The sequence below is a fragment of the Sphingopyxis sp. HIX genome (assembly GCF_001468285.1).
In the GTDB taxonomy this organism is placed as follows: domain Bacteria; phylum Pseudomonadota; class Alphaproteobacteria; order Sphingomonadales; family Sphingomonadaceae; genus Sphingopyxis.
This window is the reverse complement of the sequence record NZ_LNSB01000019.1, coordinates 12,269-39,109: the sequence shown is the minus strand read 5'-3', so window position 1 is coordinate 39,109 and position 26,841 is coordinate 12,269. Positions and strand designations below refer to the sequence as shown.

Here is a 26,841-nt window from a genome sequence, read left to right as displayed (position 1 = left end):
GAAAATTTGACGAAAATTATTTTTTGTCGCATTCTTGCCCGGAAACGACATACCGGGAGATTTGTCATGTACGGTTTCGACCTCGTCATCAAGAACGGGACGATCATCGACGGAACGCGCTTTCCGCGCTTCAAATCGGACATCGGGATCAAGGACGGCAAGATCGCGCGCGTCGGCCCGATCGCCGACCCCGGCAGCGCGCGCGTGATCGACGCCGACGGCCTGATCGTCGCGCCCGGCCATATCGACACCCACACCCATTATGACGCGCAGATCTTCTGGGACCCGACCTGCTCGAACGCGGGCGAGAATGGCATCACCACCGTCGTCACCGGCAATTGCGGCTTCGGCTTCGCGCCCGTCCATGTGCAGGACCGCGAGCGCGCGATGCTGATGATGGAGACGACCGAACAGGTCCCCGCGATCCAGATGCAGACCGCGCTCCCCTGGTCGTGGGAGACTTTTCCCGAGCTGGTCGAGGCGATGCGGCGGACGCCCAAGGCCGTCAATCTGACGATGTTCCTGCCGCTCAATGCGGTGATGTTCTATGTCATGGGCGAGGAGGCGAAGCACCGCCGGCCGACCGCGGCCGAGATCGAGACGATCAAGGGCTTGATCCACGAAGCGATGGACGCCGGCGCCTGCGGCCTGTCGCTGAGCTTCATGGGGCACGAGAACAACCATGTCGACGTCGACGGATCGCCGATGCCGACCGATGTGATGCACCCGGACGATGCCTGTGCGATGGCGCGCGCGCTCAGCGAGCGGCAGGAGGGCATGATCCAGGTCATATCGCAGATCGGACCGGTCGGCGACCGCAGCATCAGCGAAAAATTGGCGCGCGAAACCGGGCGCCCGATCCTGCACAATGTCTTCTCGGTCAGCGAATATACCCCCGACCTCCACCGCCAGAGCATGGCTTGGCTCGACGCGATGAACGAAGAGGAGGGCGTCGAGATGTACGCCGCGACGGTCATCTGCCGCGCGTGGAACGAGACCGAGCTGTTCAATTCGCCCGGCTGCTCGCTCGACGCGCTCGACGTCTATCGCGAGCTGACCTTCTGCAAGGACCCCGCCGACAAGCGCGCCAAGCTGCTCGATCCCGATTTCCGCCGCCGCTTCAACGAAAGTTACGACCCCGTGATGTTCGAGGCGACCGCGGGCGGACTCGCCGATTATACCGTCATCGGCATGGGTCCCGGCTCGAACGATCCCAAGGCGTATCTTGGCAAGACACTCGGCGAAATCGCCGCCGCCGAGGGCAAGAGCGAGGTCGACGCCTTCATCGACACCGCGCTGGAAAGCGACTTGCGCATCGAGCTCAAGACGCCGGGCATCGCGATCGACCCCGCCAAGGTCGCCGACCTGCTGTCGAACGGCCGCGTGCTCGCGGGCGCGTCGGACGGCGGCGCACACACCAAGAATTTCAGCGGCGGCCAATGGACCACCGACCTGATCCTGTGGCTCGCGCGCGACAATGACTTCCTGTCGCTCGAGGAGATGCATTACCGCCTGTCGTACCAGCCCGCGCGCGCGATGGGGATCAAGGATCGCGGCGCGCTGCTCGAGGGCATGGCGGCCGATATGCTGATCTATGACCTGGACGAGCTCTATTTCGACCAGGACCGGTTCGACGTCGTCCACGACCAGCCGGGGGGCGACTGGCGGCGCAAGGCGCGTGCCGGCGGCTATCGCCAGATTTTCGTCAACGGCGAGCAGACCTTCGAGCGCGACCGCCCGCTCGGCGCGACGCCGGGGGTTTACCTCGGCGACGCCGCCCCGCGGCCGCAGATCGCGCGCGCGGCCTGATCGCTTCATGCTCCCGGACAAGGTCATCCTGATCGTCGGCGGATCGACGGGCATCGGGCGCGCGACCGCCATCGCCTGCGGCCAGGCGGGCGCGACCGTCGTCGTCGGCGCGCGCGACCGCGCCAAGGCCGAGGCGGTCGCTGCCGAAGCCGCACAGGCGGGGGCGCCGCGTACGCTGGGGCTGCCGGTCGACGTGCGCTCCTCCGACGCCGTGAACAGCTTCGTGTCGGCCGCCGCCGACGGCTTCGGCCGGATCGACGGCGCGGTGAACAACGCCGGGGTCGAGGGGCGCATGGCACCGATGCACGCGCTCACCGACGCCGATTATGCCGAGATCATGGACGTGAACGCGCGCGGCGTCTTTTTCGCGATGCGCGCCGAGATCGCGGCGATGGGCGACCGCGGCGGCGCGATCGTCAACGTCGGGTCGGTCGGATCCTTTACCGGGCTGGTGGGCCAGTCGGTCTATGCCGCGTCGAAGCACGCGGTGTGGGCGCTCACCCGCTCGGCGGCGGTCGAGCAGGCGGGGCGCGGCATCCGGGTCAACATGATCGCCCCGGCGGGCACCGAAACGCCGATGCTGCACCGCGTGCTGCAGGGCAATGAGGAGGCGATGCGCGGCGCGGCGAAGATGCACCCGATCGGCCGCTTCGGCACGCCCGAGGAAAGCGCCGCGGCGATCGTCTGGCTGCTGTCCGACGCCGCCTCGTTCGTCTGCGGCCAGTCGATCGGGGTCGACGGCGGCTATTCGGCGACGCTGGGTTTCAACCCGCAGGCGGCGCTCGCCGACTAGCGCGCGAGCAGCCCGCCGACGATCAGGTCGGTGACGGTGACGACATAACGATCGATCAGGTTATGATCGAGCGAGCCGTCGCCCAGCACCGTGCGGCGCGACTGCTCCGACGAAAAGAGATGCGCGCAGGCGCCGTCGATCGCGAAGCTGACCAGGTCGGCATCGACCGCACGGAACTCGCCGCGCGCCACGCCGTCGGCGATCATCGCGCGCCGCGCCTCGGTGACGGGCCGGACGAAGCTCGCACCCACCTTCGCCGACGCTTGCGGAGAAGCTTCGCGAAGCAGTTTGTGGAGCAGGCGGTTGAGATAGGGCCGATCGAAATAAGCCTCGATCATCCCACGGATATGCCGCTCCATCTTGGCGGTCGGCGTCATGTCCGCGGCGAGCAGGCGGTCGAGATGCCCCGCGGCGCGGCGCGCGTCGCCCTCGACGATCGCGATCATCAGCCCCTCACGATTGCCGAAATAATAGCTGACCAGCGCAACATTGGTCCCCGCGCGTTCGGAGATGTCGGCGATCGACACTTCGAGCAGGTCGCGCTCGATCATCAGGCTGCGCGCGGCATCGACGATCCGCTGCGCGGTCGCCGGCTGCGCGGACTGGTCTACGGCCCCGCCTTTGGCCCCGCCCTCGGCCATGCCCATCGCGGCTCCTCTCCTTGACGCGATTTAAATGTTCATTTAATCGCGGCTTAAATGGACATTTAACCCGAGTCAATCGGATCGCAGGAGAGGCCCCATGAATTTCGACACCGGCTATTCGATGCTGATCGACGGCGCGCTCGTGGGCAGCGAAGCCGCGATCGAGGTGATCAATCCCGCGACCGGCGAGGTCTTCGCTTCCGCTCCCGATTGCTCGGAGGCGCAGCTCGACGCCGCCGTGGCGGCCGCGAACCGCGCCTTCAAGAGCTGGCGCAACGTGCCGGTCGCGGAACGCCAGGCCTGCCTGCTCAAGGCCGCCGACATATTGGCCGCCAACGCCGAGCAGCTCGCGCGCCTCTTCACCCGCGAACAGGGGCGCCCCACCGACGGCGCCCGGTCCGAGATCGGCATCGCCGTCGCCTGGCTCCGCGCCTATGCCGCGATGACGCCGCCGGTGCATGTGATCGACAAGGGCGACGGCCAGCGCATCGAAACCCATTATGTGCCGCTCGGCGCCGTCTGCGCGATCTCGCCGTGGAATTTCCCGGTGAACCTGTCGATCTGGAAGGTCGCCCCCGCGCTCGCCGCGGGCAACACGATGGTGCTGAAGCCGTCGCCCTTCACCCCGCTCTGCATGCTCAAGATCGGCGAACTGCTGAAGGACGTCTTCCCGGCGGGGGTGCTCAACATCATCTCGGGCGGCGACGCGCTCGGCCCGCTGATGACCGCACATCCGGGCTTCGCCAAAATCTCGTTCACCGGCTCGACCGCGACGGGCAAGCGCGTGATGGAAAGCGCCGCGAAGGACCTGAAGCGCCTGACGCTCGAACTCGGCGGCAACGACGCCGCGATCGTCCTGCCCGACGTCGACCTCGACGAGGTCGCCCAGAAGATCTTCTTCGGCGCCTTCTTCAACAGCGCGCAGATCTGCGTCGCGACCAAGCGCCTCTATGTCCACAACGATATCTACGACGCCCTACGCGACCGCCTAGCCGCCATCGCGCAGGCGGTGAAGCTCGGCGACGGCAGCGAGCAGGGCACCGTGCTCGGCCCCCTGCAGAACCGCCGCCAGTTCGAGCGCGTCACCGCGCTGATCGCCGATGCCCGCGCCGATGGCCTCACCCTCGTCGAGGGCCCGGCGGGACCCGATACCGGCGGCTATTTCATCCCCGTCACCATCGTCGACAATCCGCCCGAGGATTCGCCGGTGGTGCAGGAGGGAGCCTTTGGCCCCGTGCTGCCGATGATGCGCTTCGACGAGGTCGACGAGGTCGTCGATCGCGCCAATGCCAGCGATTACGGCCTTGCCGGGGCGGTCTGGTCGAAGGATATCGACCAGGCGGTGGCGATCGCGCGCCGTCTCGAGACGGGCACGGTCTGGATCAACCAGAATCTGATGCTGCGTCCCGACACGCCCTTTGCGGGCCACAAGCAGAGCGGCTTCGGGATCGAGAACGGCCTGGAGGGCATGCTCGAATATATGGCGCCGCAGAGCATCTATATCCCTGCCTGATTCCCGAAAATCAAAGGCCGCGCCGGATTCCCGCGAGCGGCCCCGGCATTGCCGTCAGATGTCTCCGTCTGGCTTCTTGTCAGCCAGCGGCCCGGCCGAGCGCCGGTTTGCCAGTTGTTCGAGATGCCGGGCGTGCGACGCGTGTCCGCCCTTCAGCGACCAGGCGATCACGCTCGCAGCCAGACCGCCCAGCGCCGCGGGAAGGATCGTGAGGCCGACGACGGCTGTGGCGATGGCGGGCGAGCGGCTGCCCGCCCCATCGTAGCCAACGGCATCGAGCGTCCAGCCCATGGCGGCGATGCCGAGCGCAGCCCCGCCCTTCAGCACCGTCACGAACAGGCTGACGGCCTGAGGCTCGTAGCGGCAGCCGAAGCGCACATCGTCCGCGTCGATGACATCCGACAATATCGCCCAGGGCAAGGCGAAGACGCCCGCGAGGGCGGCACCGATCAGGAAACCGCCGGCGGGCTGCAAATCGGTGGGCAGAAGGAGAAAAGCCGGCACGAGAAGAGCCGAGACCGCATTGGCAGAGGCGAGCACGTGGCGGGAATCGAAGCGCTGGCTGGCCGTACTCCACACGATCGTTCCGGCCAGCTGGCCGAGGACGAGCGCAGAGAGGATCCGGGCGGCGGCCTCCGCGTCGGCGAGATAATGGGTACCGTAATAGATCATCGAGCGCGCGAACATCGCCGATGCACCGCCGGCCAACAGCCCCAGAACGAGAAGCTTCACATAATCCGTGCTGAACCTCGGCAGGATACGCACACGGCCGGGCGGGATTTCCGGCGTCCGGACAGGGGCACGAAAGCAGCTGGCGGCGATCCACAAGGTCAGGACGGAGAGGCCGGCCGCCACGATACCGAAGGTCTCGAGATCGGCGCTCTTGCCCGAGAGCGATGCTGCGCTGACCTCGGGCGCCAGCCACAGCGTGACGAGCAGGGTCGCAATCGAACTGAAGATATAGCGATAGCCCGATACCCTCCCCCTCGCGCGGCTGTCGGTCACGACATGGGGCATCATCGCGTTGTGCGGGATGTCGAGAAGCCCGTAGAAAATCCGGAAGGCGACGAGCGCGAGGACGATGCCCGCAGCGTCGCCGCTTCCCTCCCCCGCCAGCGCATAGAGCAGCGCGAAGGATGCCGCGCACGCGGGCGCGAACAGCCACAGCATGTGGCCATAGCCGATCCCGTGGCGCTCCGCGGCGGCCGCGAGGCGTCCCGCGCTGAGATCGATGACCATGTCGCCGACCAGCGCGAGCATCATGACGGTCCCCGCGAAACCCGGCGGGAGCCCGAGGATGTCGGTCAGGATGAAAAGCAGGGTCAGGTCCGCCGCCGACCAGAGCAGGTTCTTGCCGAGGTTCCCCGCGGAATAACCGATCGCCCGCAGTTCGGAGGCGCTGGCCCTGCTCACGGCATCACAGGAAGAATTGGCGCTTGAAGGCGAACATGTCGTCGAAGGTGCAATATTCGGGGCGGCCGAATTCGATGATCGGACTGCGGCTTGTCATGCGCGCCTTCCAGCTCGCCATATCGGCCAGCGCATCCCTTGTTTCCCGCGGGCTGAGCGGCCGGATCAGATAGCCGATCGTGATGTGGAACTGATATTCATCGTGGCGCGGCGAGCGAACCCCCACCACGTCCGACCAGCTGTCGCGCAAGGCGCTGAGCGTCTCGGCCTCGGCGGCGTCGCGGGGCGCGAGCGGGATGCGGAGGGTGTTGCCGTCATAACCCGAATCCGACGTGTCGACCTTCATCCGTATCTCGGCAGGCGATGCGACCGGCCCCGTTCGCAGCCGCTCGCCGACGATCCGGTTGCATTCGGCGATCGAAGCGTCGGCGGGGACATCGCGGGGCCATTGCCCCGGCGCACGGTTCGCATCGGTCGCGCCGCCGAACAGGGTCATGTGATAGCTCGACGGCGGCAGCAGCGCGAGCTTGCGCGCATAGTTCCTGCCCGGAAGCTCGCGATAGATGTCGAGCATCGTATCGAACGGCGAGCTTCGCGGACCCTGCTGGTCGAGGTGGCAGATAATCGTATTACCGGCAAAGGGATGAACCCGGCCGTCGGGAAAAAATTTCCGCGTCGCGTCGCGCTCGTTGCTCGCGGGCTTCGCCATCGCCGGCGCTGCAGCCAGAAGCGCCGCGGCAGCGCCCGCCGCGAAAAATTCGCGGCGGGGATATGCTCTGCTGTCGCTCATCAGAAGTCCTTGTTGATGCTGATCCCGAAATAGCGCCGGTCGTCGCGCGGGACAAATCGCGCCACGCCCTGGCCGAACCGCGTCAGGAAGGTCGAATAGGATTTGTCGGTCAGGTTGCGCGCAAGGAGCATCACCCGCAGGCCGTCGTCCGTTGCGATGCCGATATTGGCATTCCAGATCGCATAGCCCGGCTGGATCGTGTCGGGCGTCTGGTTGATGCTGTACTGCGTGTCGGTGCGCCAGTTCACGTCGGTGCCCACCACCAGGTCGATCCCGCCCGACACCGGCGCGCGATATTCGGCGCGGCCGTTGATGCGCCATTTGGGCGCATAGGGCAAAGTATAGCCGTTGATCTGGCACGACGCGTTGGTGCCTGCGGGGCAGGTGAACTCGTCGATCTTCGCGTCGGTATAGGCGGCCGCCCCGCTCAGCGTCAGATGGTCACCGACGGCAGCCGACAGATCGACCTCGACACCGCGGGTCGAGACCCGCCCGGCATTGATCAGCCGGCTGATCGGCGAATTGTTGAACGTGTCGAAGAAGGGCACCTGATAATTTTCGAGCTTCTGCAGGAAGCCCGCGACGTTGAAGGTCACGGCGCCGCCGAAGAGCTTCGACTTCAGGCCGAGCTCATAGGCGTCCGAGGTCTCGGGCTTCAGCGCCAGCGTGTCCTGCGGCAGCATCGAGAAGGCGGGATTATAGGCCGGCCCCTTATAGCCGCGCGAATAGGTTCCATAGATCATCGCACGCGGCGCCAGATCGAACTGGAGACCTGCGCGCCCGGCGAAATCCTTCGAGACCGTCTGCCCGCTCGCGGCGAAGCTGGTCTGGATGCCCGTCACCGGCGTCGGCGACGACGACACGCGGTTGAAGTCATAGCTCAGCTCGTCGCGGATCCAGCGCAGGCCAGCCAGCGCCCGGAAGCGGTCGCTGAAATGGATATTGGCTTCGCCGAAAGCCGAGAGATTCTTGTTGGTCACGCCATAATCGGCAACGCCGTTGGTGATCGTCGTGGCAGCCGCCGTCCGGACCGTCGTCTGCCGCTGATAATTCTCGCTGTTGCGGCCGCGGAAATAGAAGGCGCCGACGACATAGTCGATGAATTCGCCCTTGGGCGAGGTGAGCCGGACCTCCTGCGATATCTGGTCGAAATCGAGCCGCCCCACATCGTGGAGCTGCGCGATGCCGACGACGGCTGCGGGCAGCCGGTCCTGATCCTGCAGCTGTTTGTTGTTCCATCCGCGCCACGCCGAAATCGAGGTGAGCGTGAAGTCGCCCAATTCGACGTTCAATTCGCCCGCGATCCCGAAATTCTCGTCGACCACGTGGGTGTTGTAGTTCGAATTGATGATGCGGCCGTCTTCGCTCGCCACCCCAGGCAGGAACGCCGCAGCGAAATTCGGGAAACTGGTGACGGCACCTGTCGGAAAGGCGGTGAGGAAGGTCCGCGTCGGGACGCCCTGCGGCGTGGTGTCCTTCGACCAGACATAATCCGCGGTCAGCAGCAGTTCGACCGTATCGGAGGGCGTGAAGCGCAACCGCGCCCGTGTGCCGATCTTGTCATAGCCGTTGACGCGCTCGCCGTCGAAGAGGTTGCGAACGTTGCCGCGGTAGGTCGTCGCCATCATGTTGACGCCGATCGCCACGCGTCCGGGCGAGATCGGCCCGGCAAGGCCGACGCGGCCGCGCCCTTCGCCATCCTCGAACGCGCTGACGTCGACGAAGGCGCGAAAATCATCGTCGGGCTTCTTCGAGACGATATTCAGCACGCCAGCCGACGCGTTCTTGCCGAACAAGGTGCCCTGCGGCCCGCGAAGCACCTCGACACGCTCGATATCGAGTAGGTCGAGCGTCGCCTGCCCCTGGCGCGCGAGGACGACCCCGTCGAGAACGGTCGAGACCGACGGCTCCACGCCCGGCGACGTCGATACCGTACCGAGACCGCGCACGAAGACGGCCTGATCCTTGTTCGAAGCGGCCGTGCGGAAATTGAGGGTCGGCACCTGACCCGCGATATCCTTGAGGTTGGCAAGCCCCTGCTGGCGCATGAGTTCGCCATCGACCACCGATACGGCGATCGGCACCTTCTGGATCGATTCCGACCGGCGGGTCGCCGTGACGATGATATCGCCGCCGGCACCGGCGTCGGATCCGTCCGGAACCGCTTCGCCCGCAGCGGCTTGCACCGAATCCTGGGCGAAAGCCGGAGTCGCCAGGAAGGCCGCAAGGGCCGCGCCCTGAACCCATGCGCGGCGGAAATCGGACGTGCGAATCGTCAACATGATGCTCTCCCTCTTACATCAAAGGCGTGAATGATACCGGCGAATCGTCGGCCTTCCGCTTCTATTTCACACTTAATGTGTATCTTTGGTGACATTCACACGTCAAGTGTGAATTCGCTTGCGCTGCCTCGCGCTTGCCGCTCAATTGCAGGCATGATCGAGCTGACCCGAAACGAGCGCCGCGCGCTCGACCTGATGTTCCGCACCGGCACCATCACGCAGGCGCAACTGGCCGAGCGGCTGGATGTCACCCAGCAATCCGCGTCGCGCATCCTGGCGGGCCTCGCCGACCGCGGCATGATATCGAGCGGCGAGCGTGTGAAGATGGGGTCGCGCGGCTATCCCGCGAACAGCTTTTCGCTCGTTCCCGATCATTGCGCCAGCATCGGGATTTCGGTGGCGCCCGGCGCTATGGACGTTCTGATCGCGGATTTCGCGGGCAAGGTCCTCGCGAACGAACATCTTGCCGGACCCAATTCCGACATTGCCGGCGCGGCCACACGCCTTGCGACGTGCATCGATGCGCTGGTGGGGAATATCGCGGGCGGCAGGGCGCCGATCGGCGCCGGGCTCGCTGTCTCCGGCTCCTTCCTCCACCAAGGCATCTTCAACACGCCCTATGGACTCGACGAATGGGCCGATCTCGATCTCGAGGACTATTTCACGGGCAGGCTCGGCATGCCCGTCTATGCCGAGAACGACGGCAACGCGGCCGCCCTTGCCGAATGCCTGGTCGGCGCGGGGCAGCGTTACGACAGCTTTGCCTATCTCTTCATCGGTTCGGGGGTAGGCGGCGGTGTCGTCCTCGACGGAAAGCTCTGGCGGGGCCGGCACGGCAATGCCGGCGAATTTGCCGGCGGGCTCGAACCGACGATCGACGTGTTCCCGAGCCTCGAGGTCCTGCGGCTCGAACTCGGGGCCGACGGGATCAGGTTCGAAACCGTGGACGAGCTGCTCCGCGAATTCGACGCCGGTTGGCCTGCCGTGCAGCGGTGGGTACTCAAGGTAAGCCGTTCGCTGTCGATCATCGCGTCGAACGCAGGGGCGATCCTCGATATCGATGCGATCATATTGGGCGGCCGCCTGCCGAACGATCTCGCGCGGCTGGCGATTCCCCACATCCGCTTCTTCGACCAGCATCGGCGGGCCCAGTCCCGGCCCGTTCCCCATCTCGTTCCCGCGGAAGCCCCGGCCGCTGCCGCTGCCATGGGCGCCGCGCTCCTACCGCTCCAGAAACTCTATCATTGGACCGGACAAGCGCATGGATGAGCTGCGACACCCGGCGGACCGACGTCGATGACAGCAAGACTGCCCGTCATCTCGAGCGGCGATCTCACCGCAACGATCAATCCTCTGGGCGCCGAACTATGGTCGCTGTGCGACGACGCCGGGCGCGAACTCATGACCGACGCCGACCCGCGCTGGTGGACCGGGCGCGCGCCGATCCTCTTCCCGTTCGTCGGCCGTTGCAGCGATGACCGGTATCGGTTGAACGGGCACGAATATCCGATGCCGCAACACGGCTTTGCACGCCGCAAGCCATTCGCTTTGCTGGAGCACAGCGAGACACGGGCAGCTTTGCGGCTCGAAGCCGACGCCGAAACCCGCCTCGTCTATCCCTTCGAATTCTCGCTGGAGATCGTCTTCGATCTCGACGGCGGACGCCTGACCATAAGCGCACGCGTGGCGAATGAGGGCGACACGGCGATGCCATTCTCCTTCGGGTTTCATCCCGCTTTCGCATGGCCGCTGCCTTATGGTGCCGCAGCTTCCAACCACCGGATTCTCTTTGATCGACCCGAGCCTTCTCCGCTCCGGACGGTCGATCGGGCGACGGGCCTGATCGCAGCGGACACCCGGCCTTCTCCGGTCGACGGAGACATGCTCGTGCCGACATACGGGATGTTCGATGGCGATGCGCTCATCTGGGACAAGCTGGACAGCCGCAGTCTCCTCTGGGGTGCGCCCGGATCGCCGAACCTTCGGATTGCCTTTCCGGATACGAGTTGGCTGGGCATCTGGCAGAAGCCCGGCGCCCGCTATCTTTGCATCGAGCCGTGGGCCGGCATGGCCGACCCGGTCGACTTTTCCGGCGAGGTTTGGGACAAGCCCGGCATTTTGAGGCTGCCGCCTGAGGGTATACGAAGCTTCCACCTTAGCGTGTCGTTGGAAGGATGCGCGCTCGCAAGCTGCTGCGGTCCCCGAAGGCCGATGGCCGAATGACGACCGGCACTTTCGGTCGCGCTTTAGGGGGGAGCTGACGTCCTCCGCCACCGGGATGCATCAGCGGTCCAAAGCGGAAACCGATCCCATGAAGATATTATCGGGGTCATAGTGCCGCTTGAGCGCACTGAGCCGCGCGGCCGCCTCCCCGAAATAGGAGGCCATGGGGTCCGGAAGATCTTTTTCCGCATAACCGGCATAGATGCGGCCATTGGCGTACGGGCGCAGGATATCGCGGCACGCATCGACCCAATTCTGCATCGATGTGCGGACGGCTGGCGCCGGTTGCCGGCCGGTCAGGCTGTTGTACCGCAGCAGCATATGGGCCTGCCGATGCGAAAAGCAGTTTTGCGCATCGGGTCGCGCATAGTTCCCGCCCCAGGGGATGCATTCGATCTCCCGCGCCTGCAGTTCGGTGCGATCGGCCTGCAAACGCTCGATCAGTCCGGCGATCGCATCGCCGGGCAGCGGCGCATCGAAAAACTGCGAGCGCTGCGCCAATAGCGCGGTACCCGTATAGGGACGCGAAGGCAGCCAGGCGGGCTCGCCCCGATATGTCCGTGCGCCGCACGCATAGAGCGGCATGTCCTCGGCAGACTTGGCCGCGATCTCGATGCGGCTGGCGAAGGGACCGAAATGTTTCGCCAGCCCTGCGAGCAGGGCATCGCGCCCGTCCCCATCGCTTTGGTCCTTGTCGAGGATGACGCCATAGCATCGCACGAAACAGTCATCGTCCGGATTTTCCGGCGCGACCAAGCTGATCTGCACCGAAGAAGCAGGGTCCGCGACGGGCGCATAATCCTGCCAGAGGGCAAAAATCTCTTTCGCATAGCGTATCGGCCAAGCGCCATCGACTGCGATCCCCGGACGGGGCGGGGCCGGATCGAATTGCAGCTGCGTGACGATTCCGAAGCCCAGGGGGCCGGCGCCGAACAGGGCCCAGAACAGGTCGTCATGCCGGTTCGCGCTGCATTCCAGAAGCCGGCCATCGGCGAGCAGGACATGGGCTGCGGAGACTCGGTCGGCCAAGAGTCCTCGCGATCGCCCCGTCAGTCCGAACCCGCCGACCAGCGACAGGCCGCCGAGCGCCACGAGCGGACATCCCCCGACCGGCAAGGTCATATCCGCCTTCGCCAGGGTGGCGATCGCATCGCCGGACAGCGCCCCGGGGCCGGCCACGATCTTACGATCCGCGTCGATCGCCACGCCGTTCATGCCGGCGCAGTCGAGGATGACCTCGCCGCGATTGGACAGGTCGGCAAAACAATGGCCGCCGCTCCGCACGGAAAAGGAAAGGCCCCGGTCGCGCACGAATTCGAAGGCCCGGACCATGTCCTGCCCGGTCCGGCAAGCGATCAGCAGCTCGGGCAAAGGCAAGGGCAAGTTGGCGGCATGCTGTTTGTAGACCAGGGCGATGTCGTCTTCATCGCGGCCGATGCACCGGCCGGCAAAGTCCCGGCCCAGCGCGCGCTCGGCATCGGCGGCGAGCGCGGAACGGCGGAGCCCGCTCATAGCAGATTGGAATTATACAGCTCTGACTGCAAACGGAACAGCGCCGCATAGGCGCCGTCCCGCTCCATCAGTTCGTCATGGCTCCCCTGTTCGGCAAGGCGTCCGTCCTGAAGGAACAGGATCCGGTCGACACTCCTGATGCTCATCAGGCGATGGGTGATGAGGAATGCCGTGCGACCGCGGCCCAACCGACGCAGCGCTTCATAGGTGGCCTTTTCGGCTTTTGCGTCGAGCGGCGCGGTGGGTTCGTCCCATATGACGATGGGGCAATCGCGATACAGGCCGCGGGCGATGGCAAATTTCTGCCATTGCCCGCCCGAAAGATCGTGGCCTGCATGAAATTCGCGCGAGAGAAGGGTTGCCCATCCGCGGGGCAATTGTTCGATGATCGAAAGCGCGCCCGATTGTTCGGCGGCGCGCAACAATTTCTCTTCATTTTCGACGCCCTCGCGGTAGCGGCCGATCTCGATATTCGCGCGCGCGCTGTCGGGCCAGCGAACGGGGTTCTGCATGACCACCGATACCCGGTCGGCGATCTCTCCGGGAGCCATGTCGGCGAGGTCATGCCCATCCCATGCGACCATGCCCTTCTGCGGCCGATAGAGTCCGGCGAGCAGCTTCGCAAGGGTCGTCTTGCCCGAGCCGTTTTCCCCCACGAGCGCAATCGTTTCCCCGGCTTCGACGGTGAAATCGATCGCTTCCAGGGCCCATCGCCCTTCGCTTCCCGGATAGTGAAAGCTGAGGCCATGAACGCCGATCCGCTGCGGGCTTCGCGGCACGGGACGCGTGGGCTGAGTCTCGGCGCGCCGTCTGGCCGCGTCCATGAAGCCCTGATAATCGCTGATATAGAGCGATTTCTGGACAAGCGTGTGGGCGTTGGTGACCAACTGCTCGAGCGCGCCCGCGGCGACGCGGAAGGCGACGATGGCGGCGCTCGCCAGCGCCAGGTCGATCCAGGAATTGACGATCATGGCGAGCAACAGCGCGACGGCCAGGGCCCAGCCGACCCCCGAGAACAAGGATGCCACGCCGGTGATCGTCGCCTCGCGCAGGGCGATGGCGATATAGTGGTCGCGCAGCTGCCCGGCCGCATGACGAAATTTGTTCAGAATGAAGGGTTGCGCCTGATGCGCGCGAAGCTCCGCGGCGGTTTCGCGCTTCGTCGCCATTTCGCCGTAGATCGTCGACATGCGCATCAGCGAAACGGTCTTTGCCATTCCGTCATATTGCACGCGCGCGGCCCTGATCGCGCCCAGTCCGCTCGGAACGACGGGCAGGAACATCAGCAGGAGCAACGCAGGGTGCAGGATGAAAAGCGCCACCATTGCCCCGGCCACGGCGAACAGGGCGGCAAAGGCCTCGATCAATGCCGCGATCGACCCTTCCAGATGCAAAATCCCCCGGTCCCTCGCGCGCTGCAACTGGTCATAGAAATTCGGGTCGTCGAAATCGGACAGGGGAATGTCCAAGGTCGCTCGGTAAAGCTGTTCCTCGGCCGCCAGCCGCGCCTTGGGGGCGAGGCTGGCCTTGTTGATCGCCAGCACGAACGAGAAGCCGATCCGGAGCGCGAATATCGCGCCGAGCGCCATGATCGCCGGCGCCACCGCGCGCAGCTTGGCCATGACGTCGGCCCCCGAAAAGAGCGGCTCGAATATCCTGTTCATGAACAATAGCGCTGCGGCCACGGTCACGCCGATCAGCAGCTGCGACAGGAATACGGTCAAGGCCTGGCGCGGCGCCGAATGGCGGACGATATCGATGACCGCGGCGCTTGCCATGCGCGCGCGGGCGAGCGTGGCGAACAGGCCTTTGGGCAGGTCCTGGTTCGCCAGGCGCCAATAGGGCGGCAGCAGGTCGCCGTCATCCTCGCGGTCTTCGATCCCGGTCACCGGCGGCGCCCCAGCATGAGCGCCGAGGGCAAGTCGCAGTCCGGGTGCATGCGCAGCAGCTGATAGGCGACCCCGCCATGCCCGGTGAAAAGACCGGGCAGGAACGCGTTCCGCACGACGCCGCATGTCGGGCCATGAACGTCCAGGCTGGTCAGCAGCGATGCGCAGAAGGCTTCGGCCGACATCGGCAGGTTCGTCGCCTTTTGCACTTCAGTGTTCCCGACGAGATCCCAGGCGCCGAAATCGCCGTGGCATATGCAGTGATTCCACCCCAGCCCGCGATCGAAAACCGCGTCGAGCGCGATCTGGACCATATCGCGGCCCCGTTCGCTGTGGAGCGACGGTTCGATATCCAGCCGCGCCAGAGCTATGCCGACCGCGCCATGGCACCACGCGACGCTGTCCGTGACGCCATCAATCTGCCGCAGGTCGAGCCAGTTGCGCTGGACCGGATCATAGAGATCGTCCTCGAACCGGAACGCTCCGTCGGCAAGATCGCGATAGCGTTGATCGCGCGTCGCTTCGTGGAGTTTGTGCATCGCCCAGCCGATGCCGGTCGTACCGTGAGAGAAGCCGCCGAGGCCGCCTTCGGCATAGGGCACGGGCCAACTGACCCGTCCCCCATCTACGAGGCTCTTCCGGGTCAACTGCTCGGCCAGCGCGCGCGCGACATGCAACGGATGGTCGTTGCCGCTCATGTCGGCGAGCTGGACGAGCGGATAGATGGCGCCGGCCAACCCGTGCAGAAGGTCGTTGCTTTCCTCGGTCCGCGCGCCCCATTCGATCAGCGGAACCAGCTTCAGCGCGCGCTCGATCCCGTTCGCCCGGCGACGGGCGTCGATGTCGCCCACTGTCAACAAGGTCCAGATCTGCGAAGCAACGCCGGCATAGCCCCCGACCGGCGGCGGCCGGACATGCTTCGCGCTCTGCATTTCCAGCAATTGCCGCTCTTCCATGCACCCAAGGCTCTTGTCCAACCGGCCCATGACATTTTCGAGGTCCGCCACGGGATCGGCCCTGCCGGCGCGCACTTCGCGCGAATAGGCCGCGGTGAGCAGGAGCAATCCCGACAGTCCGGCGTAGAGATCGGCACCCAGAGGCGACACCGACCAGCCGGCGGGGGTCAGGGTGGGCGCGATCCACGCCACCGTACCGTCTTCCGCCGTATGTCCATTGGCCACGATCTGCGCCATGATCCGCGCCGCATGCGAGCGGCGACGCCTGTCCAGATCGTCCGTGTCGCCCGAGGGAATCCAGACCGATGCACCGTCGTGCATATGCCCGTCCGAGACATAGGCACTCACGACGGTGGCGCGAATGAAATTGGCCTCGGCCTCCAGATCGGCCTTTCGCCAATCGTCCAGCGCCAAAGCGACCAGATTCTGCCTTGGCAGCCATTCGGTGTCGTTCGGCCCGGTCAGCGCGCCATAATCGCTGCGCGTCGTAAAGGCCGGAATGTCTCCATGCCGCAATTCTTCGGCCTCGCCCGCGATGATGACGGGATCGCCGGGAGCGTAAGAGATATTTTCGGCCATTTCGGCAAATAGCGCTTCGGCCTTTTGCCGGGCTTCCGACGGATGCGCCAGGGCGGCTGGATGCCAGAGCATGCGTTCGATTTCGGCATAAGATTCGGTGGGCCGCACCACGACCCGGATCTGCTTGTCGTGGAACCGGTCGAGATTGGGTTGCAGCACCCCTTCCCGATCGAGTGCGCGCAGGGTCGCGCTCAGTTCCTTGAACTGGGCGACGATGTCGGACCAATAGAGGGTTATCGCCGGCTCTTCCGACGGATGATTGGCCGTTCTGGGAAGCTCCGCCGTCACCATTTCCACGCGCGCGGTATCCAGGCCGGCATCGACGATCGCCGGGATCCTGGTCGTGGGCTGCTGACCCGACAGCCCGCCGACACCGGACATGTCCACGCCCCGCCAGCCAAGCGCCTGGCCGCGATCGGGCAGGAGGCCGATGGCCAGCACCCCGCCGCGCGTCAGTTCCAGGCAATGGTCATAGGCTTCGCCATAGCCCGAGGGCACCGGCGTGACATTGGGCGTGAACAGCGTCTCGCAATCGACGAGGACCGGCCTGTTGCGATGCGCGATCAGATTTTCCGCATGGAGATCGGTTCCCCCCAGGAGGCGCATCAGGGCGAGCAGCTGCCCGATACCGCGATAGAATTGCCGACATTCGCCGTCGTTCGCGGCATATTCATGGCCCGCAAACTGCGCCCAGCCATATTCGCCGCGATCCATGACCTGCGGAATTTCGATGTGAAGCGGACCATCGACCTGCGTCGCGAGCCATCGGACGAATTCGCTCAGCGCGGCGTCGATGGCCAGCGACCGGGGCTTGTACACGATCGTCCCGCCATCGGTTTCCAGAATATTGACCGTTCGCCCGCCACCGTGCGTATCGCCCTCGCCCAGCGACACGGCGGTCAATACGAGCGTGTCGCTCCGCAACATCGCGGCAATGCGCGGCCGATCGGCGCACCAGCGGGTCGCCATTTCGACGACGGCCTCGCATTGATTCCGCAGCAGCCGGTCTATGCGCGCGCGCAGGTCGGGATACTCCGTGAAACAATAGTCCCAGAATGCCTGTGTTTTTGCGGTCTCGAAGAAATCGAGCCAGCGTTCGCCGGAGGTCGCGCCGGCGAGGCGGCCCTCGACGCGGGCCGCATTGAGTTCGAGGATGAGAACCCGGTTCAGTCGCCGCGACAGGCGAGCGAAAAAAGCTTCCTCGGCCGCGGCCGCGATGACTCGCCCTTCTTCATTCGCAAGGCCGGTCAAACCGCACAAATGGACCGCCAATCGCTCCCGGAAGGGCGCGATCAAACGGTCCAGTTGCTCATCGAAAATGCGGTAATCCGCATGTTTCGACATATTCGATCAGCAGCAGGGATTGGTCATCGATCCACTGCAGACCGTACCGCATTTCCCGGATCCGGTGCCGGTCTGGCACACGATATCGGCTTCGGCGTGATCACCATTGGTGAACAATGCGCCAGCGGGAGATTCGATGTTGCTGAAATCTTTCCACTTGGCGACCATGGCTTTATTGTGGCTAGACAGGCTCATTACTACTCTCCTTGCTTAGGAAATGCCGCATCCATGGAAAAATGGCCTTATGCCTACTTTAACAATAATATGTATCAGATTGAAACAAAGCTATCTTTCTTGATGCTGGCACAAATCAACGGACCATCTAATTAAAACTCGGGCAATTATTCGAATCAAAAAAAACGATAGCCTGTGCGGAAAATGGGATGAGTTTTTCCAGTACGGAGATTTTAATACAAATGATGCAAAGACCTGCTTGCATCAATGGCGTTGCGTCGATGATATCCGTGCAAAAGACAGGAATTTCCGGATCACAGGGCTTATTTTTCAGCTAAAAATAGTTATAGTTACTAAGCATTCTCCGCAGCGCATGGCTGACAGCCGCGATCGAGGGCTACAGACGGGACGCCTCCGGTATTTTCGCGAGAATCTGGCGCCTGCCGCGTTTTGCCGCGCTGCCTATACGGTTTCGGCGATCGGGGACCACGCCACGCAGGACTCGAACTTGGTACCGTGATTTGGGCAGCAGCCGGGAGTGACGCAGCTAGAGCGCTATAAAATAAAAAAATCTAGAATTTGAGGGGCGTCGATCCGTTGGCAGGTGTCCGATGATCTCGCCGAGCTACCCTGATGCCTGCCCTCAACTCGCTGAAGTTGGACTGCTCATGGGGCGATCCGGGACATAGCGAGTCGATTTTTCGCAAATTTCCTGACGGATTTCTCGATACGTCGCAGGATGCGCGGGGACGTCCTGGGACGCCATGGAACAGGCCTGGCAGGGGCAGCAGGACTCGAACCCGCGACCCTCGGTTTTGGAGACCGATGCTCTACCAACTGAGCTATACCCCTAGGCCGGACAGCGCCATTAGCCGGACATCGGGGGCGGGGCAAGCCTTATGGCATTGCGCAGGGTCCGTGCTTCGTTGCCACACCGTCGAGGCGCCCAAATGGCGAACAGGTCGGGCCGAAAGACGCGCAGGGAAGGCTGGTTGCCTTTCCAAGCGGCTTTCGGGCCGAGATGGAAGCCATTTGGACGTCCCGAAGGGATTTGATCAAAATGGCCCATTGCTTCGTCGAGAAGTCTCGAAATATCGACATATGTCTTCGCCTTCTCTCCTCGCACTGGGCCATTTTGCTTCAAACCTCGACGGCGTGGCAACGAAGCGCGGACCCTTCGCTTGCAAAGCATCCGCCGCCTGATATGCGGCCTTGCATGACCGCCGCCGCCGCATCCGATCCGCCGCAAAATTATCTCGGCGGGATCGCGCTCCGGCTGCTCGCGATGCTGAGCCTGTCGGTGATGTTCGTGCTGGTCAAACATATCTCGGCCGCGGGCATCCATCTGGTCGAGAGCCTGTTCTGGCGGCAGGCGCTGGTGCTGCCCCTGCTCGCGATATGGGCGCTGACGCATGGCGGGCTGTCGATGTTCGCGACCAAGCGCATCGGTATCCACGCACGCCGCGCGATGATGGGGCTGACCGGCATGGCGCTCAATTTCGGTGGCATGATCTTCCTGCCGATGGCCGAGGCGACGACGATCAACCTGTCGGTGCCGATCATCTGTGTGTTTCTCGCCGCGGCCTTGCTCGGCGAACGCGTCGGGTGGCAACGCTGGGCGGCGGTGATCGTCGGCTTCGTCGGCGTGCTCGTCGTGCTCAACCCGACGACGCTGCTGCTGCAGGGGTTCGAGGGCGATCACGGGCTGGGCACGCTGATCGCGCTCGGCGGCGCGGTGATGACCGCGCTGATCACCATCCAGGTCCGCGACCTCGGCCGCACCGAAAGCGCGATGTCGATCGTCTTCTGGTTCAGCCTGATCTCGATGCTGCCGCTGGGGCTGGCCCTGCCCTTCGTGATGACGCCGCACAGCGCGGGCGAATGGGGGCTGCTGATCGGGCTCGGACTGCTCGGCGCGGTGGTGCAATTGTCGCTGACCGGCGCGCTGCGCCTCGCGCCGGTGTCGGTGGTGACGCCGATGGACTATTCGAGCCTGCTGTGGTCGATCGCGTGCGGCTGGTGGTTCTTCGGCACCCTGCCCGCCGATACGACGTGGATCGGCGCGCCGCTGATCGTCGCGAGCGGATTGTTCATCGCGTGGCGCGAACACCGCCTGCACATCGAACGCCAGAAGGATATCGCCGCATGACCCTGCCCATCCTCTATCACTGCGCCGACGCGCGTTCGCTGCGTTGCCTGTGGGCGGTCGAAGAGGCCGGGATCGACGTCGACCTGCGCGTGCTCAAATTCCCGCCGCGCGCGTTCGAACCCGACTATCGCCCGGTGAACCCGCTGATGACGGTGCCGGGCTGGGTCGAGAACGGGCGGCTGATGACCGAGTCCGCCGCGATCTGCGAACGCATCGCCGAAGGCACGAGCCTCGAGGTACGACGCGACGAAACCGATTATTGGGAGTGGCGCAACTGGCTGCACCGGAGCGACGCCACCCTCACCTTCCCGCTCGCGATCATGATCCGCTACACGCGCGTCGAGGTGCCCGAGCGGCGGCTGGCGCAAGCGGTCGAGGATTACAAAGCCTTCTTCGGCGGGCGCGCGAAGAGCATCGAGGCCGCGCTGGGCGACGGGCGCGAGTGGCTGGTCGCGGGGCGCTTCACCATCGCCGATATCGTCATCGGCTACGCCGCCTTCCTCGCGACCACGCTGGGTGCCGACGATGTGCTGGGCGAGCGGACCAAGGAGTGGCTGGCGCGCTGCATGGCGCGCGACGGGTTCGTGCGGGCGCGCGAGCGGCAAACCGCGGCCCCCTGATCGCAACGATCCCGATTTCTTTTGGGATTGCCGCGTCAGCGCGGCGGGGTAGGTTCGACGCGATCACAACCGCTCTTCGGGGGGAAGAGATGATGCGAATCCGGATGACGCCGCTCTTGCTTTCGGCTGCCTTGCTGGCTCCGCACAGCGCACAGGCGCAACTGCCGTCGGGCTGGACGCGGGTCAATGACGGGCTGCCGGCCGACGGCAGCGCGACGTCGACGATCGAATATCTGCTGACCCGGCTGAGGCTGGAGACGGTGCCGGCCAAGCCGAGCGACATCGACCATGACGCATCCTATAAATTCACCGGTTCCTCCTGGCCCTTTGCTTATTTTCAGGGCGGCGATGGCGCGATCAGAAACAGCAGCTTCCCCTTTCACCCGTCGGCCGACTTCGAAAACGTCTGTACGGCGCTGATCGACGCGGAAATCGCGCGCGTCCTGACCGACGATGTACGCAAGGGGCTGGGCATCAATCTGCGGCCGATTTCCATGGCCAAAAGCTGGCTCCTGCCGGTCGAGGAGCGTCCGGCGGACCGTTATGCGCGGCCGCTGGTGCTGGCTTCGAGAACGACATGGGACAAGGAGCAGCGTGGCGACGCGACCTTTTACAACGTCGTGCTCACGGCCGGAGCACCGGTCGATCAGGAAAGATTTCCGCCGGATGAGAACGACCGCCCGATAAGTTCGGATTGGGCGAACCGCGTCCTGACCACGATCACCTATCGCAGCGACAGGGGCGAATGCTTCATGGGCGGCCATTGGGGCGGGCTGCGTGTCCGGATTCCGATCACGATCGGCGCGCGCGACGTCAAGGGTCCCCCGCAAACAGCGGCGGCGCCCAAGCCCAAGGAAAACACCGTCACCGCGCCCAAGGGCGGCAACCCCGCACTGATGCTCACCCGCACCGGCCCGCCTGCGCCGAAGCCCGAGGCGCCCAAGGCGATCGTCTACAAGCCCGGGGTACGGCCGACGCCGCCGGTGGCGCCGAAGCTGCCGCCCTGCCCCAAGGGCATGGGCTGCGCCATCCAGGAGGACGGCCCGCTGACCGCGGAGGGGCTGGCCTATAGGGAGCAGTTGCGCGCCTATGATGTGGCGCTCAAAGCCTTCGAAGCCGACGAGGCCGCGAAGCGCCAGGCCGTCGCCGACCTCAACAAGGCGAAACAGGCCGAATATTCGGCGAACCTCGCGGCGATCGAGAAGGAGCGGACCGACGCGCTCGCCGCGCGCGATGCCAAGATCGCCGCCGACAAGGCCGCCTATAACGCCGCGCTGAAGGCGCATCAGGACGAGAGCACCCGCCTGGCACGCGAGCATGAAGCGGCGATGGCCGAGTGGCGGCGCAAGACCGCGGCTTGCCTTGCCGGCGATATGTCGCAATGCGCGAACAGCGGCGACAAATAGGCTGACGCCGCGCCCCGGGAGGAGCGCAGGATGGATCTGGGACTGGGCGGCGAGCCGATCGTCATCGTCGGCGGCACGCAGGGCATGGGCTATGCCGCCGCAGCGCTGCTTGCCGCGGAGGGCGCGGCGCTGGCGCTGGTCGCGCGCGATGTCGCGCGCGGCGAGGCCAAGGCAAAGGCGCTGCGCGAGTTGGGCGCCGAGGTGATCGTGCGCGGCGCCGATGCGACGCGGCCGGGCGAGGTCGAAGATGCCATCGCGTCAGCGGCCGACCATTTCGGGCGGCTCTACGGGCTCGCGGTGACGGCGGGGCCGGTGCTCAGCCATGGCAGTTTCGAGGAGGACGGCGAAGCCGCGTGGGAAGCGAGCTTCCAGGCGGTGCTGATGACCAGCGTGCGCGCGTGCCAGGCGGCGCTGCCGGTGATCGCGGCGTCAGGCGGTGGCGCGGTGGTGCTCACGGCTTCCTATTCGACGCGCGCGGCGGCGGCGCATCTCTATCCTTATGTGGCGATGAAGTCGGGAATCGCCGCGCTGTCGAAGAATCTCGCCATGGCCTATGGGCCGAGGGGCGTGCGCGTGAACTGCGTCGCGCCGGGCGCGGTGGCGACCGAGGCGCTGGACGGCGCGGCGGAACAGGCGGTCGCGGCCTATGGCGGCGACCCGGGCGAGGCGCTCGACCGCTGGATGCGCGAGCAATGGGGGATGAAGGTCGCGCTCGGCCGCGTCGGCCGCCCGCACGAGCTCGCCGACCTGTTTGTTTTCCTGCTGTCGAAACGCGCGGCCTATATGACCGGCGCGATCATCAACCAGGACGGCGGGACGCAGTTTTTCTGATCGGCGGCGGATTGAATCCGATCGGCGCCAGAGCGGCGTGACACTCCAAAGTTCAGTGAAGTTCAGCCTTGTGCGCGGCGCTGTTTGGACCTTGCGGCTTGTTGGATGCGCGCCGTACGGCGACCGTATTTTTCCACCAACGAACGAGTCGGATGAAGGCTGGCACAGCCGGATAATGTAGGAAAGCCTTATTTACAGGCTACGTCGGCTTTGGGGTGGAGAGCGGACATCTTAATCCTCCCTGCGGCGTAGCCGTGGGGAGGGGGACCGCCGAAGGCGGTGGAGGGGTCGATGCCTGAAACATTGGTTCAAGGCAGCCACCCCTCCACCATGCTTCGCATGGTCCCCCTCCCCATCGCTTCGCGACAGGGAGGATTAGAATGGCCCCTTCCGCCCGAAAGCTGACAAGCCAATCAGAACCACATATCCCTGACCACGCGCCCATCCGACGGCAAATCCTCGAAGCTTTCCAGCCCCTCGAAATGATCGATCGGCAGGTCCGCCACCGCATCGGGGTCGGCCAGCCGGATGTTTACCGCCATCCGGCGCCGGCCGTCCGCCTCCAGCCGCAGCCCGCGCCAGGCGAGCAGGCAGCCGCAGGTCGGGCAGAAGTGGATTTCGAGCGCCGGGTCGGCCTTGCCGACGCGGGTGAAGGTTCGCGTCGCGCCGCTCAGGACGATGCGCCCGCCCTCATAGTCATAGGCCCAGAGCGCGCCGTAGCGGCGGCAGAGCGTGCAGTTGCACGCGGTGATCGAGCCCGGATCGCCGGTGAGCGTCCAGCCCGCGTCGCCGCAGAGGCACGTCCCTTCGAGCGCGGTCAATTGACCATCCGCTCATAGCCCTCCCAATAGGGCGCGCGCAGGTCCTTGCGCAGGATCTTGCCGCTGGCGTTGCGCGGCAGCGCCTCGATCACGTCGATGCTGCGCGGGCATTTGAAGGGGGCGATGCGCTCGCGCGTCCAGGCGATGATGTCGCCCTCATCGACGCTCATCCCGGGCTTGGGGACGACGACCGCCTTCACCGTCTCGCCCCATTTCGCATCGGGGATGCCGATCACCGCGACCTCCTGCACCGCGGGGTGGCCGAAGATCGCGCTCTCGACCTCGGCCGGATAGACATTCTCGCCGCCCGAGATGATCATGTCCTTCATCCGGTCGTGGATATAGAGATAGCCGTCGGCGTCGAGATAGCCGGCGTCGCCGGTGTGGATCCAGCCATCGGCGGTCATCGTCTTCGCGGTCGCCTCGGGCAGGTTCCAGTAACCGATCATATTGTTCGACGAGCGGGTGACGACCTCGCCCACCTCGCCCACCGGCAGCGCCTGACCGTCGTCGCCGAGGATGCGGATTTCGACGCCGGGGAGCGGCTTGCCCGCCGAGCGCATGCGCTGGTTGCCCTCGGGATCATGATCCTCTGGCGGCAGCATGCAGATGGTGCCCGTCGTCTCGGTCATGCCATAGGCCTGGATGAAGTCGGCGCCGAACATCTTGATGCACTGGCGCAGCAGTTCGAGCGGGATCGGCGCGGCGCCGTAGAGGATATATTTGAGGCGGCCGAAATCGGTCTCGGCGCAGCGCGGATGCATCAGCAGCATCTGGAGCGCCGCAGGGACGATGAAGAAGCGCGTCACGCCGTGATGCTCGACCGCATCGAACACGCCGTCGGGGTTGAACTCGGCAAGGACGACACCGGGGAGGCCGGCCGCGAGCGCCATGATGCCGAGCCCAGTGCCGCCGATATGCGCGCAGGGCATGGCGACCAGCACCGCCTCGTCATCCTCCCATTTGGTATAGGGCATGTCGAGCTCGCTCGAATTGCGGCGCAGCGCGAAGAGGTTGCGGTTCGACAGCACCGCACCCTTGGGATTGCCGGTGGTGCCCGAGGTGTAGAGCTGGAGCACCGCATCGTCGGGGCCCGCCGCGTCGAAGGCGGCGCGCGGGGTCGCGGCGATCAGCGCCCGCGCCTCGGCATCGGTCAGGATGCGCGGGTCATGTTCGAGCTTGCCGGCGAGCTGCTGGGGTACGGCCTCGAAGCCCGGGCCGGTGAACAGCATCTTCGCGCCGGTGTCGTTCAGCACATAGGCCCATTCGGTGGGCGACAGCCGCCAGCCGATCGGCGCCATCACGATGCCCGCGCGCGCCGCGCCGAAGAAGAGCTGGAAATAGAGGTCGCTGTTCTTGCCGATCCACGCGATGCGGTCGCCCTTTTGCAGCCCCGCGGCGAACAGCGCGCTCGCGACCTTCGCGGTCAGCTCGTCGAGCTGGGCATAGGTGTAGACGCGATCCTCTTCGCGCAGCGCGATGCGATCCGGCCGGTCGGCGGCCCAATGGGCAATGAACTCGTCGAAGGTCAGAAGGTCGGCCAGATCTTTCATTCAAACTCTCCCGGATGCCGTTCGCGGCAATTCTCAAGCCTGATAACAGGCGCGCGGACGGTTTGACAAGCGGCCTGCGTTCCCTGCGTCGCCGCGCATCTTGGAGACAGTTCGAAGCCTATGCAATCCCGCGCGACCGCGGACGTTCGTCGAACGCCGTTGCGCGTTGGGCGGGCGACGATTGCGCGGGCGCCGCGCCAACTTATTGCTACGCTTGGGCAATCCCTCTATGGTGGATTATCGAAATAACACAGCCGGGCCGCGGCCCGCATGGAGAATCATGTGACCAAGACCCGCCTGCCGATCCTGCTGCTCGCCTCGGCGCTGGCGTTCCCCGCCGCCGCGCAGACGAACGGCGATCCCGAGATCGTCGTTACCGGCCGTTCGCTGAAGGAAACCGCCGACGACCTCGCCGCGTGCCTCGCGCGCAACTGTCCGCCCGACCAGGATGTCGCGGCGAGCCTGGCGCATGCCGAGAACCAGCTGCTGCAGGGCGACTACAAGGATTCGCGTACGACGCTGCTCAAATCGATCGGGCGCAACCGCAAGCATGGCGACAAGTTTCCGGTCGAGGTGTCCGACCTGTTCCGCGCCAACAGCCGCGTCGCCGAGCATGTCGGCGAGGCGAAGAATTTCCAGCTGTCGGTGCTCGACATGCGCAACACGCTGAAGGCCGGGCTGGGCGAAAAGGACCCGCGCGTGATGGTCGCGCAGGTCGAGGTCGGCGACAGCCGCGCCAAGCTGGGTTTCCCGGACGAGGCCGGGCGCATCTACAAGGATGTCGAGAAGCAGGCGCTGGCGAACGGCCAAAATCGCGTCGCGATGTTCGCGCGCGTGCGCCAGGCGCTGCTGATCCAGACCGGGGCCGAAGCCTCGGGTCTCGACGCCGACTATGCCGAGGCGCGCAGCGCGCTCGACAAGATCATCGCCGAGCCGCTCGCGGGCGGCGAGGATTTTGCGCTGGTCGCGAAGGTGATGCGCGCGCGCATGGACCGCAAGAAGGGCGACGCGAGCTCGACCGAGGCGATCCTGAAGGACTTCGCCGACAAGGGCGGCGCGACGCGCCCGATGCTGTTGTTCAGCGAGCCGATCAAGCGCATCGACCTGACCGACGATTATGGCAACGACCAGCCGCAGGCGAACACGCTGCAGCGGCTGACCGCGCTGAACAACGTCGCCAAATGGGCCGACGTCGGTTTCTGGATCAACGCCGACGGGCGGGTCAGCGATGTCGAGGTGCTGCGCAGCGAGGGCACGAAGCAGTGGCTGAAGCCGGTGTTCAAGCAAATCCAGACGCGCGTCTATGCGCCGCTGCGCCGCAGCGACAACGATGCGAGCCCGGGTTTCTACATGATCGAGCGCTATACGCTGACCGCGCGCTGGACCGAGGACGCGACCGGCACCCACATGCGCCGCCGCGAGGCGACGCCGCGGATCGAGCGGCTCGACATCACCCCCGAAAACTACCAGCGGCCGGTGGTCGAGAGCGGCCCCACCGGCTGACCGCATGGCTTGACGCTACGGCGCCTTCGTGAGACCCTTC

At 65.3% G+C, this 26,841-nt stretch carries 20 protein-coding genes and 1 tRNA gene; 11 read left to right on the top strand and 10 right to left on the bottom strand.

Annotated features, from left to right (window positions below):
• Positions 1–66 precede the first annotated feature (66 nt).
• Both ATE62_RS10765 and ATE62_RS10760 read left to right on the top strand, forming a co-directional pair.
• A complete protein-coding gene (locus ATE62_RS10765) occupies positions 67–1,809 on the top strand; it encodes an N-acyl-D-amino-acid deacylase family protein (protein WP_058808431.1) in 1,743 nt (580 codons plus the stop codon).
• A gap of 7 nt (positions 1,810–1,816) precedes the next feature.
• On the top strand, positions 1,817–2,602 hold the full coding sequence (locus tag ATE62_RS10760) for an SDR family NAD(P)-dependent oxidoreductase (protein WP_058808430.1): 786 nt from the start codon (positions 1,817–1,819) through the stop codon (positions 2,600–2,602).
• On the opposite strand, the gene ATE62_RS10755 is transcribed toward ATE62_RS10760, so the two are convergent.
• Positions 2,599–3,243: a TetR family transcriptional regulator gene (locus ATE62_RS10755; RefSeq protein WP_058808454.1), complete on the bottom strand. Its 645-nt coding sequence runs from the start codon at positions 3,241–3,243 to the stop codon at positions 2,599–2,601. The genes ATE62_RS10760 and ATE62_RS10755 overlap by 4 nt on opposite strands.
• A gap of 100 nt (positions 3,244–3,343) precedes the next feature.
• Between ATE62_RS10755 and ATE62_RS10750 the strand changes: the two genes are divergently transcribed.
• Positions 3,344–4,759: an aldehyde dehydrogenase family protein gene (locus ATE62_RS10750; RefSeq protein ID WP_058808429.1), complete on the top strand. Its 1,416-nt coding sequence runs from the start codon at positions 3,344–3,346 to the stop codon at positions 4,757–4,759.
• Between the two features lie 54 nt (positions 4,760–4,813).
• Here the strand turns inward: ATE62_RS10750 and ATE62_RS10745 are convergent, their stop codons facing one another.
• Genes ATE62_RS10745 through ATE62_RS10735 form a run of 3 tightly spaced genes read right to left on the bottom strand, consistent with a single transcriptional unit; the run spans position 4,814 to position 9,241 of the window.
• Positions 4,814–6,172 (bottom strand): MFS transporter, encoded by a 1,359-nt coding sequence (locus ATE62_RS10745; RefSeq protein WP_058808428.1) that lies wholly within the window; start codon positions 6,170–6,172, stop codon positions 4,814–4,816.
• A 4-nt stretch (positions 6,173–6,176) separates the two neighbouring features.
• Positions 6,177–6,959: a DUF1868 domain-containing protein gene (locus tag ATE62_RS10740; protein ID WP_082662734.1), complete on the bottom strand. Its 783-nt coding sequence runs from the start codon at positions 6,957–6,959 to the stop codon at positions 6,177–6,179.
• Positions 6,959–9,241, bottom strand: a complete 2,283-nt coding sequence (locus ATE62_RS10735) for a TonB-dependent receptor (protein ID WP_082662733.1) — start codon at positions 9,239–9,241, stop codon at positions 6,959–6,961. Before ATE62_RS10735 ends, ATE62_RS10740 begins: the two co-directional genes overlap by 1 nt.
• Positions 9,242–9,271: 30 nt before the next feature.
• On the opposite strand from ATE62_RS10735, the gene ATE62_RS10730 reads away from it, so the two are divergent.
• Together ATE62_RS10730 and ATE62_RS10725 are read left to right on the top strand one after the other, a co-directional pair.
• Entirely contained in the window at positions 9,272–10,510 is a 1,239-nt protein-coding gene (locus tag ATE62_RS10730; RefSeq protein ID WP_082662732.1) for an ROK family transcriptional regulator, read from the top strand.
• A gap of 27 nt (positions 10,511–10,537) precedes the next feature.
• Positions 10,538–11,464 carry an aldose 1-epimerase family protein gene (locus ATE62_RS10725; protein ID WP_058808426.1) on the top strand — a complete coding sequence of 309 codons (927 nt, stop codon included), beginning with the start codon at positions 10,538–10,540 and terminating at the stop codon, positions 11,462–11,464.
• 60 nt (positions 11,465–11,524) lie between these two features.
• On the opposite strand, the gene ATE62_RS10720 is transcribed toward ATE62_RS10725, so the two are convergent.
• From ATE62_RS10720 to ATE62_RS10710, 3 genes are read right to left on the bottom strand one after another with little or no spacing between them, the layout of a single operon-like run.
• Positions 11,525–12,976: an FAD-binding oxidoreductase gene (locus tag ATE62_RS10720; RefSeq protein WP_058808425.1), complete on the bottom strand. Its 1,452-nt coding sequence runs from the start codon at positions 12,974–12,976 to the stop codon at positions 11,525–11,527.
• Positions 12,973–14,865 (bottom strand): ABC transporter ATP-binding protein, encoded by a 1,893-nt coding sequence (locus ATE62_RS10715; RefSeq protein ID WP_058808424.1) that lies wholly within the window; start codon positions 14,863–14,865, stop codon positions 12,973–12,975. The genes ATE62_RS10720 and ATE62_RS10715 overlap by 4 nt, the downstream gene beginning before the upstream one ends.
• The gene (locus tag ATE62_RS10710; protein WP_058808423.1) at positions 14,862–17,744 is read right to left on the bottom strand and encodes a type 2 lanthipeptide synthetase LanM family protein; all 2,883 of its coding nucleotides are present in this window, start codon (positions 17,742–17,744) and stop codon (positions 14,862–14,864) included. Before ATE62_RS10710 ends, ATE62_RS10715 begins: the two co-directional genes overlap by 4 nt.
• Here ATE62_RS10710 and ATE62_RS23285 point away from each other — a divergent pair.
• Complete coding sequence (locus tag ATE62_RS23285) at positions 17,733–18,074, top strand: hypothetical protein (protein WP_156420559.1); 342 nt, start codon at positions 17,733–17,735, stop codon at positions 18,072–18,074. The two genes, ATE62_RS10710 and ATE62_RS23285, sit on opposite strands and share 12 nt — an antisense overlap.
• A 620-nt stretch (positions 18,075–18,694) precedes the next feature.
• On the opposite strand, the gene ATE62_RS10705 is transcribed toward ATE62_RS23285, so the two are convergent.
• A tRNA-Trp gene (locus ATE62_RS10705) sits at positions 18,695–18,770 on the bottom strand.
• A 364-nt stretch (positions 18,771–19,134) separates the two neighbouring features.
• Between ATE62_RS10705 and ATE62_RS10700 the strand changes: the two genes are divergently transcribed.
• The 4 genes from ATE62_RS10700 to ATE62_RS10685 all read left to right on the top strand — a co-directional run bounded on the left by ATE62_RS10700 (position 19,135) and on the right by ATE62_RS10685 (position 22,924).
• A complete protein-coding gene (locus ATE62_RS10700; protein ID WP_058808422.1) occupies positions 19,135–20,067 on the top strand; it encodes a DMT family transporter in 933 nt (310 codons plus the stop codon).
• Positions 20,064–20,687 (top strand): glutathione S-transferase family protein, encoded by a 624-nt coding sequence (locus ATE62_RS10695; protein ID WP_058808421.1) that lies wholly within the window; start codon positions 20,064–20,066, stop codon positions 20,685–20,687. The genes ATE62_RS10700 and ATE62_RS10695 overlap by 4 nt, the downstream gene beginning before the upstream one ends.
• An 89-nt stretch (positions 20,688–20,776) precedes the next feature.
• Complete coding sequence (locus ATE62_RS10690) at positions 20,777–22,093, top strand: hypothetical protein (RefSeq protein ID WP_156422280.1); 1,317 nt, start codon at positions 20,777–20,779, stop codon at positions 22,091–22,093.
• A 30-nt stretch (positions 22,094–22,123) separates the two neighbouring features.
• Complete coding sequence (locus tag ATE62_RS10685) at positions 22,124–22,924, top strand: SDR family NAD(P)-dependent oxidoreductase (RefSeq protein ID WP_058808419.1); 801 nt, start codon at positions 22,124–22,126, stop codon at positions 22,922–22,924.
• A 413-nt stretch (positions 22,925–23,337) separates the two neighbouring features.
• On the opposite strand, the gene ATE62_RS10680 is transcribed toward ATE62_RS10685, so the two are convergent.
• Positions 23,338–23,745, bottom strand: coding sequence for a GFA family protein (locus ATE62_RS10680; RefSeq protein WP_058810222.1), 408 nt, complete (start codon positions 23,743–23,745; stop codon positions 23,338–23,340).
• Positions 23,742–25,298, bottom strand: coding sequence for a fatty acid--CoA ligase (locus ATE62_RS10675; RefSeq protein WP_058810223.1), 1,557 nt, complete (start codon positions 25,296–25,298; stop codon positions 23,742–23,744). The genes ATE62_RS10680 and ATE62_RS10675 overlap by 4 nt, the downstream gene beginning before the upstream one ends.
• A gap of 282 nt (positions 25,299–25,580) precedes the next feature.
• Here ATE62_RS10675 and ATE62_RS10670 point away from each other — a divergent pair, with 282 nt between their 5' ends.
• The gene (locus ATE62_RS10670) at positions 25,581–26,801 is read left to right on the top strand and encodes an energy transducer TonB (protein ID WP_156420679.1); all 1,221 of its coding nucleotides are present in this window, start codon (positions 25,581–25,583) and stop codon (positions 26,799–26,801) included.
• Positions 26,802–26,841 lie beyond the last annotated feature (40 nt).

Coding starts and splice junctions, on each gene's coding strand:
- ATE62_RS10765 (WP_058808431.1), top strand. CDS start 67: ATGTACGGTTTCGACCTCGTCATCAAGAACGGGACGATCATCGACGGA.
- ATE62_RS10760 (WP_058808430.1), top strand. CDS start 1,817: ATGCTCCCGGACAAGGTCATCCTGATCGTCGGCGGATCGACGGGCATC.
- ATE62_RS10755 (WP_058808454.1), bottom strand. CDS start 3,243: ATGGCCGAGGGCGGGGCCAAAGGCGGGGCCGTAGACCAGTCCGCGCAG.
- ATE62_RS10750 (WP_058808429.1), top strand. CDS start 3,344: ATGAATTTCGACACCGGCTATTCGATGCTGATCGACGGCGCGCTCGTG.
- ATE62_RS10740 (WP_082662734.1), bottom strand. CDS start 6,959: ATGAGCGACAGCAGAGCATATCCCCGCCGCGAATTTTTCGCGGCGGGC.
- ATE62_RS10735 (WP_082662733.1), bottom strand. CDS start 9,241: ATGTTGACGATTCGCACGTCCGATTTCCGCCGCGCATGGGTTCAGGGC.
- ATE62_RS10730 (WP_082662732.1), top strand. CDS start 9,272: ATGATACCGGCGAATCGTCGGCCTTCCGCTTCTATTTCACACTTAATG.
- ATE62_RS10725 (WP_058808426.1), top strand. CDS start 10,538: ATGACAGCAAGACTGCCCGTCATCTCGAGCGGCGATCTCACCGCAACG.
- ATE62_RS10720 (WP_058808425.1), bottom strand. CDS start 12,976: ATGAGCGGGCTCCGCCGTTCCGCGCTCGCCGCCGATGCCGAGCGCGCG.
- ATE62_RS23285 (WP_156420559.1), top strand. CDS start 17,733: ATGTTTCGACATATTCGATCAGCAGCAGGGATTGGTCATCGATCCACT.
- ATE62_RS10710 (WP_058808423.1), bottom strand. CDS start 17,744: ATGTCGAAACATGCGGATTACCGCATTTTCGATGAGCAACTGGACCGT.
- ATE62_RS10700 (WP_058808422.1), top strand. CDS start 19,135: ATGACCGCCGCCGCCGCATCCGATCCGCCGCAAAATTATCTCGGCGGG.
- ATE62_RS10695 (WP_058808421.1), top strand. CDS start 20,064: ATGACCCTGCCCATCCTCTATCACTGCGCCGACGCGCGTTCGCTGCGT.
- ATE62_RS10690 (WP_156422280.1), top strand. CDS start 20,777: ATGATGCGAATCCGGATGACGCCGCTCTTGCTTTCGGCTGCCTTGCTG.
- ATE62_RS10685 (WP_058808419.1), top strand. CDS start 22,124: ATGGATCTGGGACTGGGCGGCGAGCCGATCGTCATCGTCGGCGGCACG.
- ATE62_RS10675 (WP_058810223.1), bottom strand. CDS start 25,298: ATGAAAGATCTGGCCGACCTTCTGACCTTCGACGAGTTCATTGCCCAT.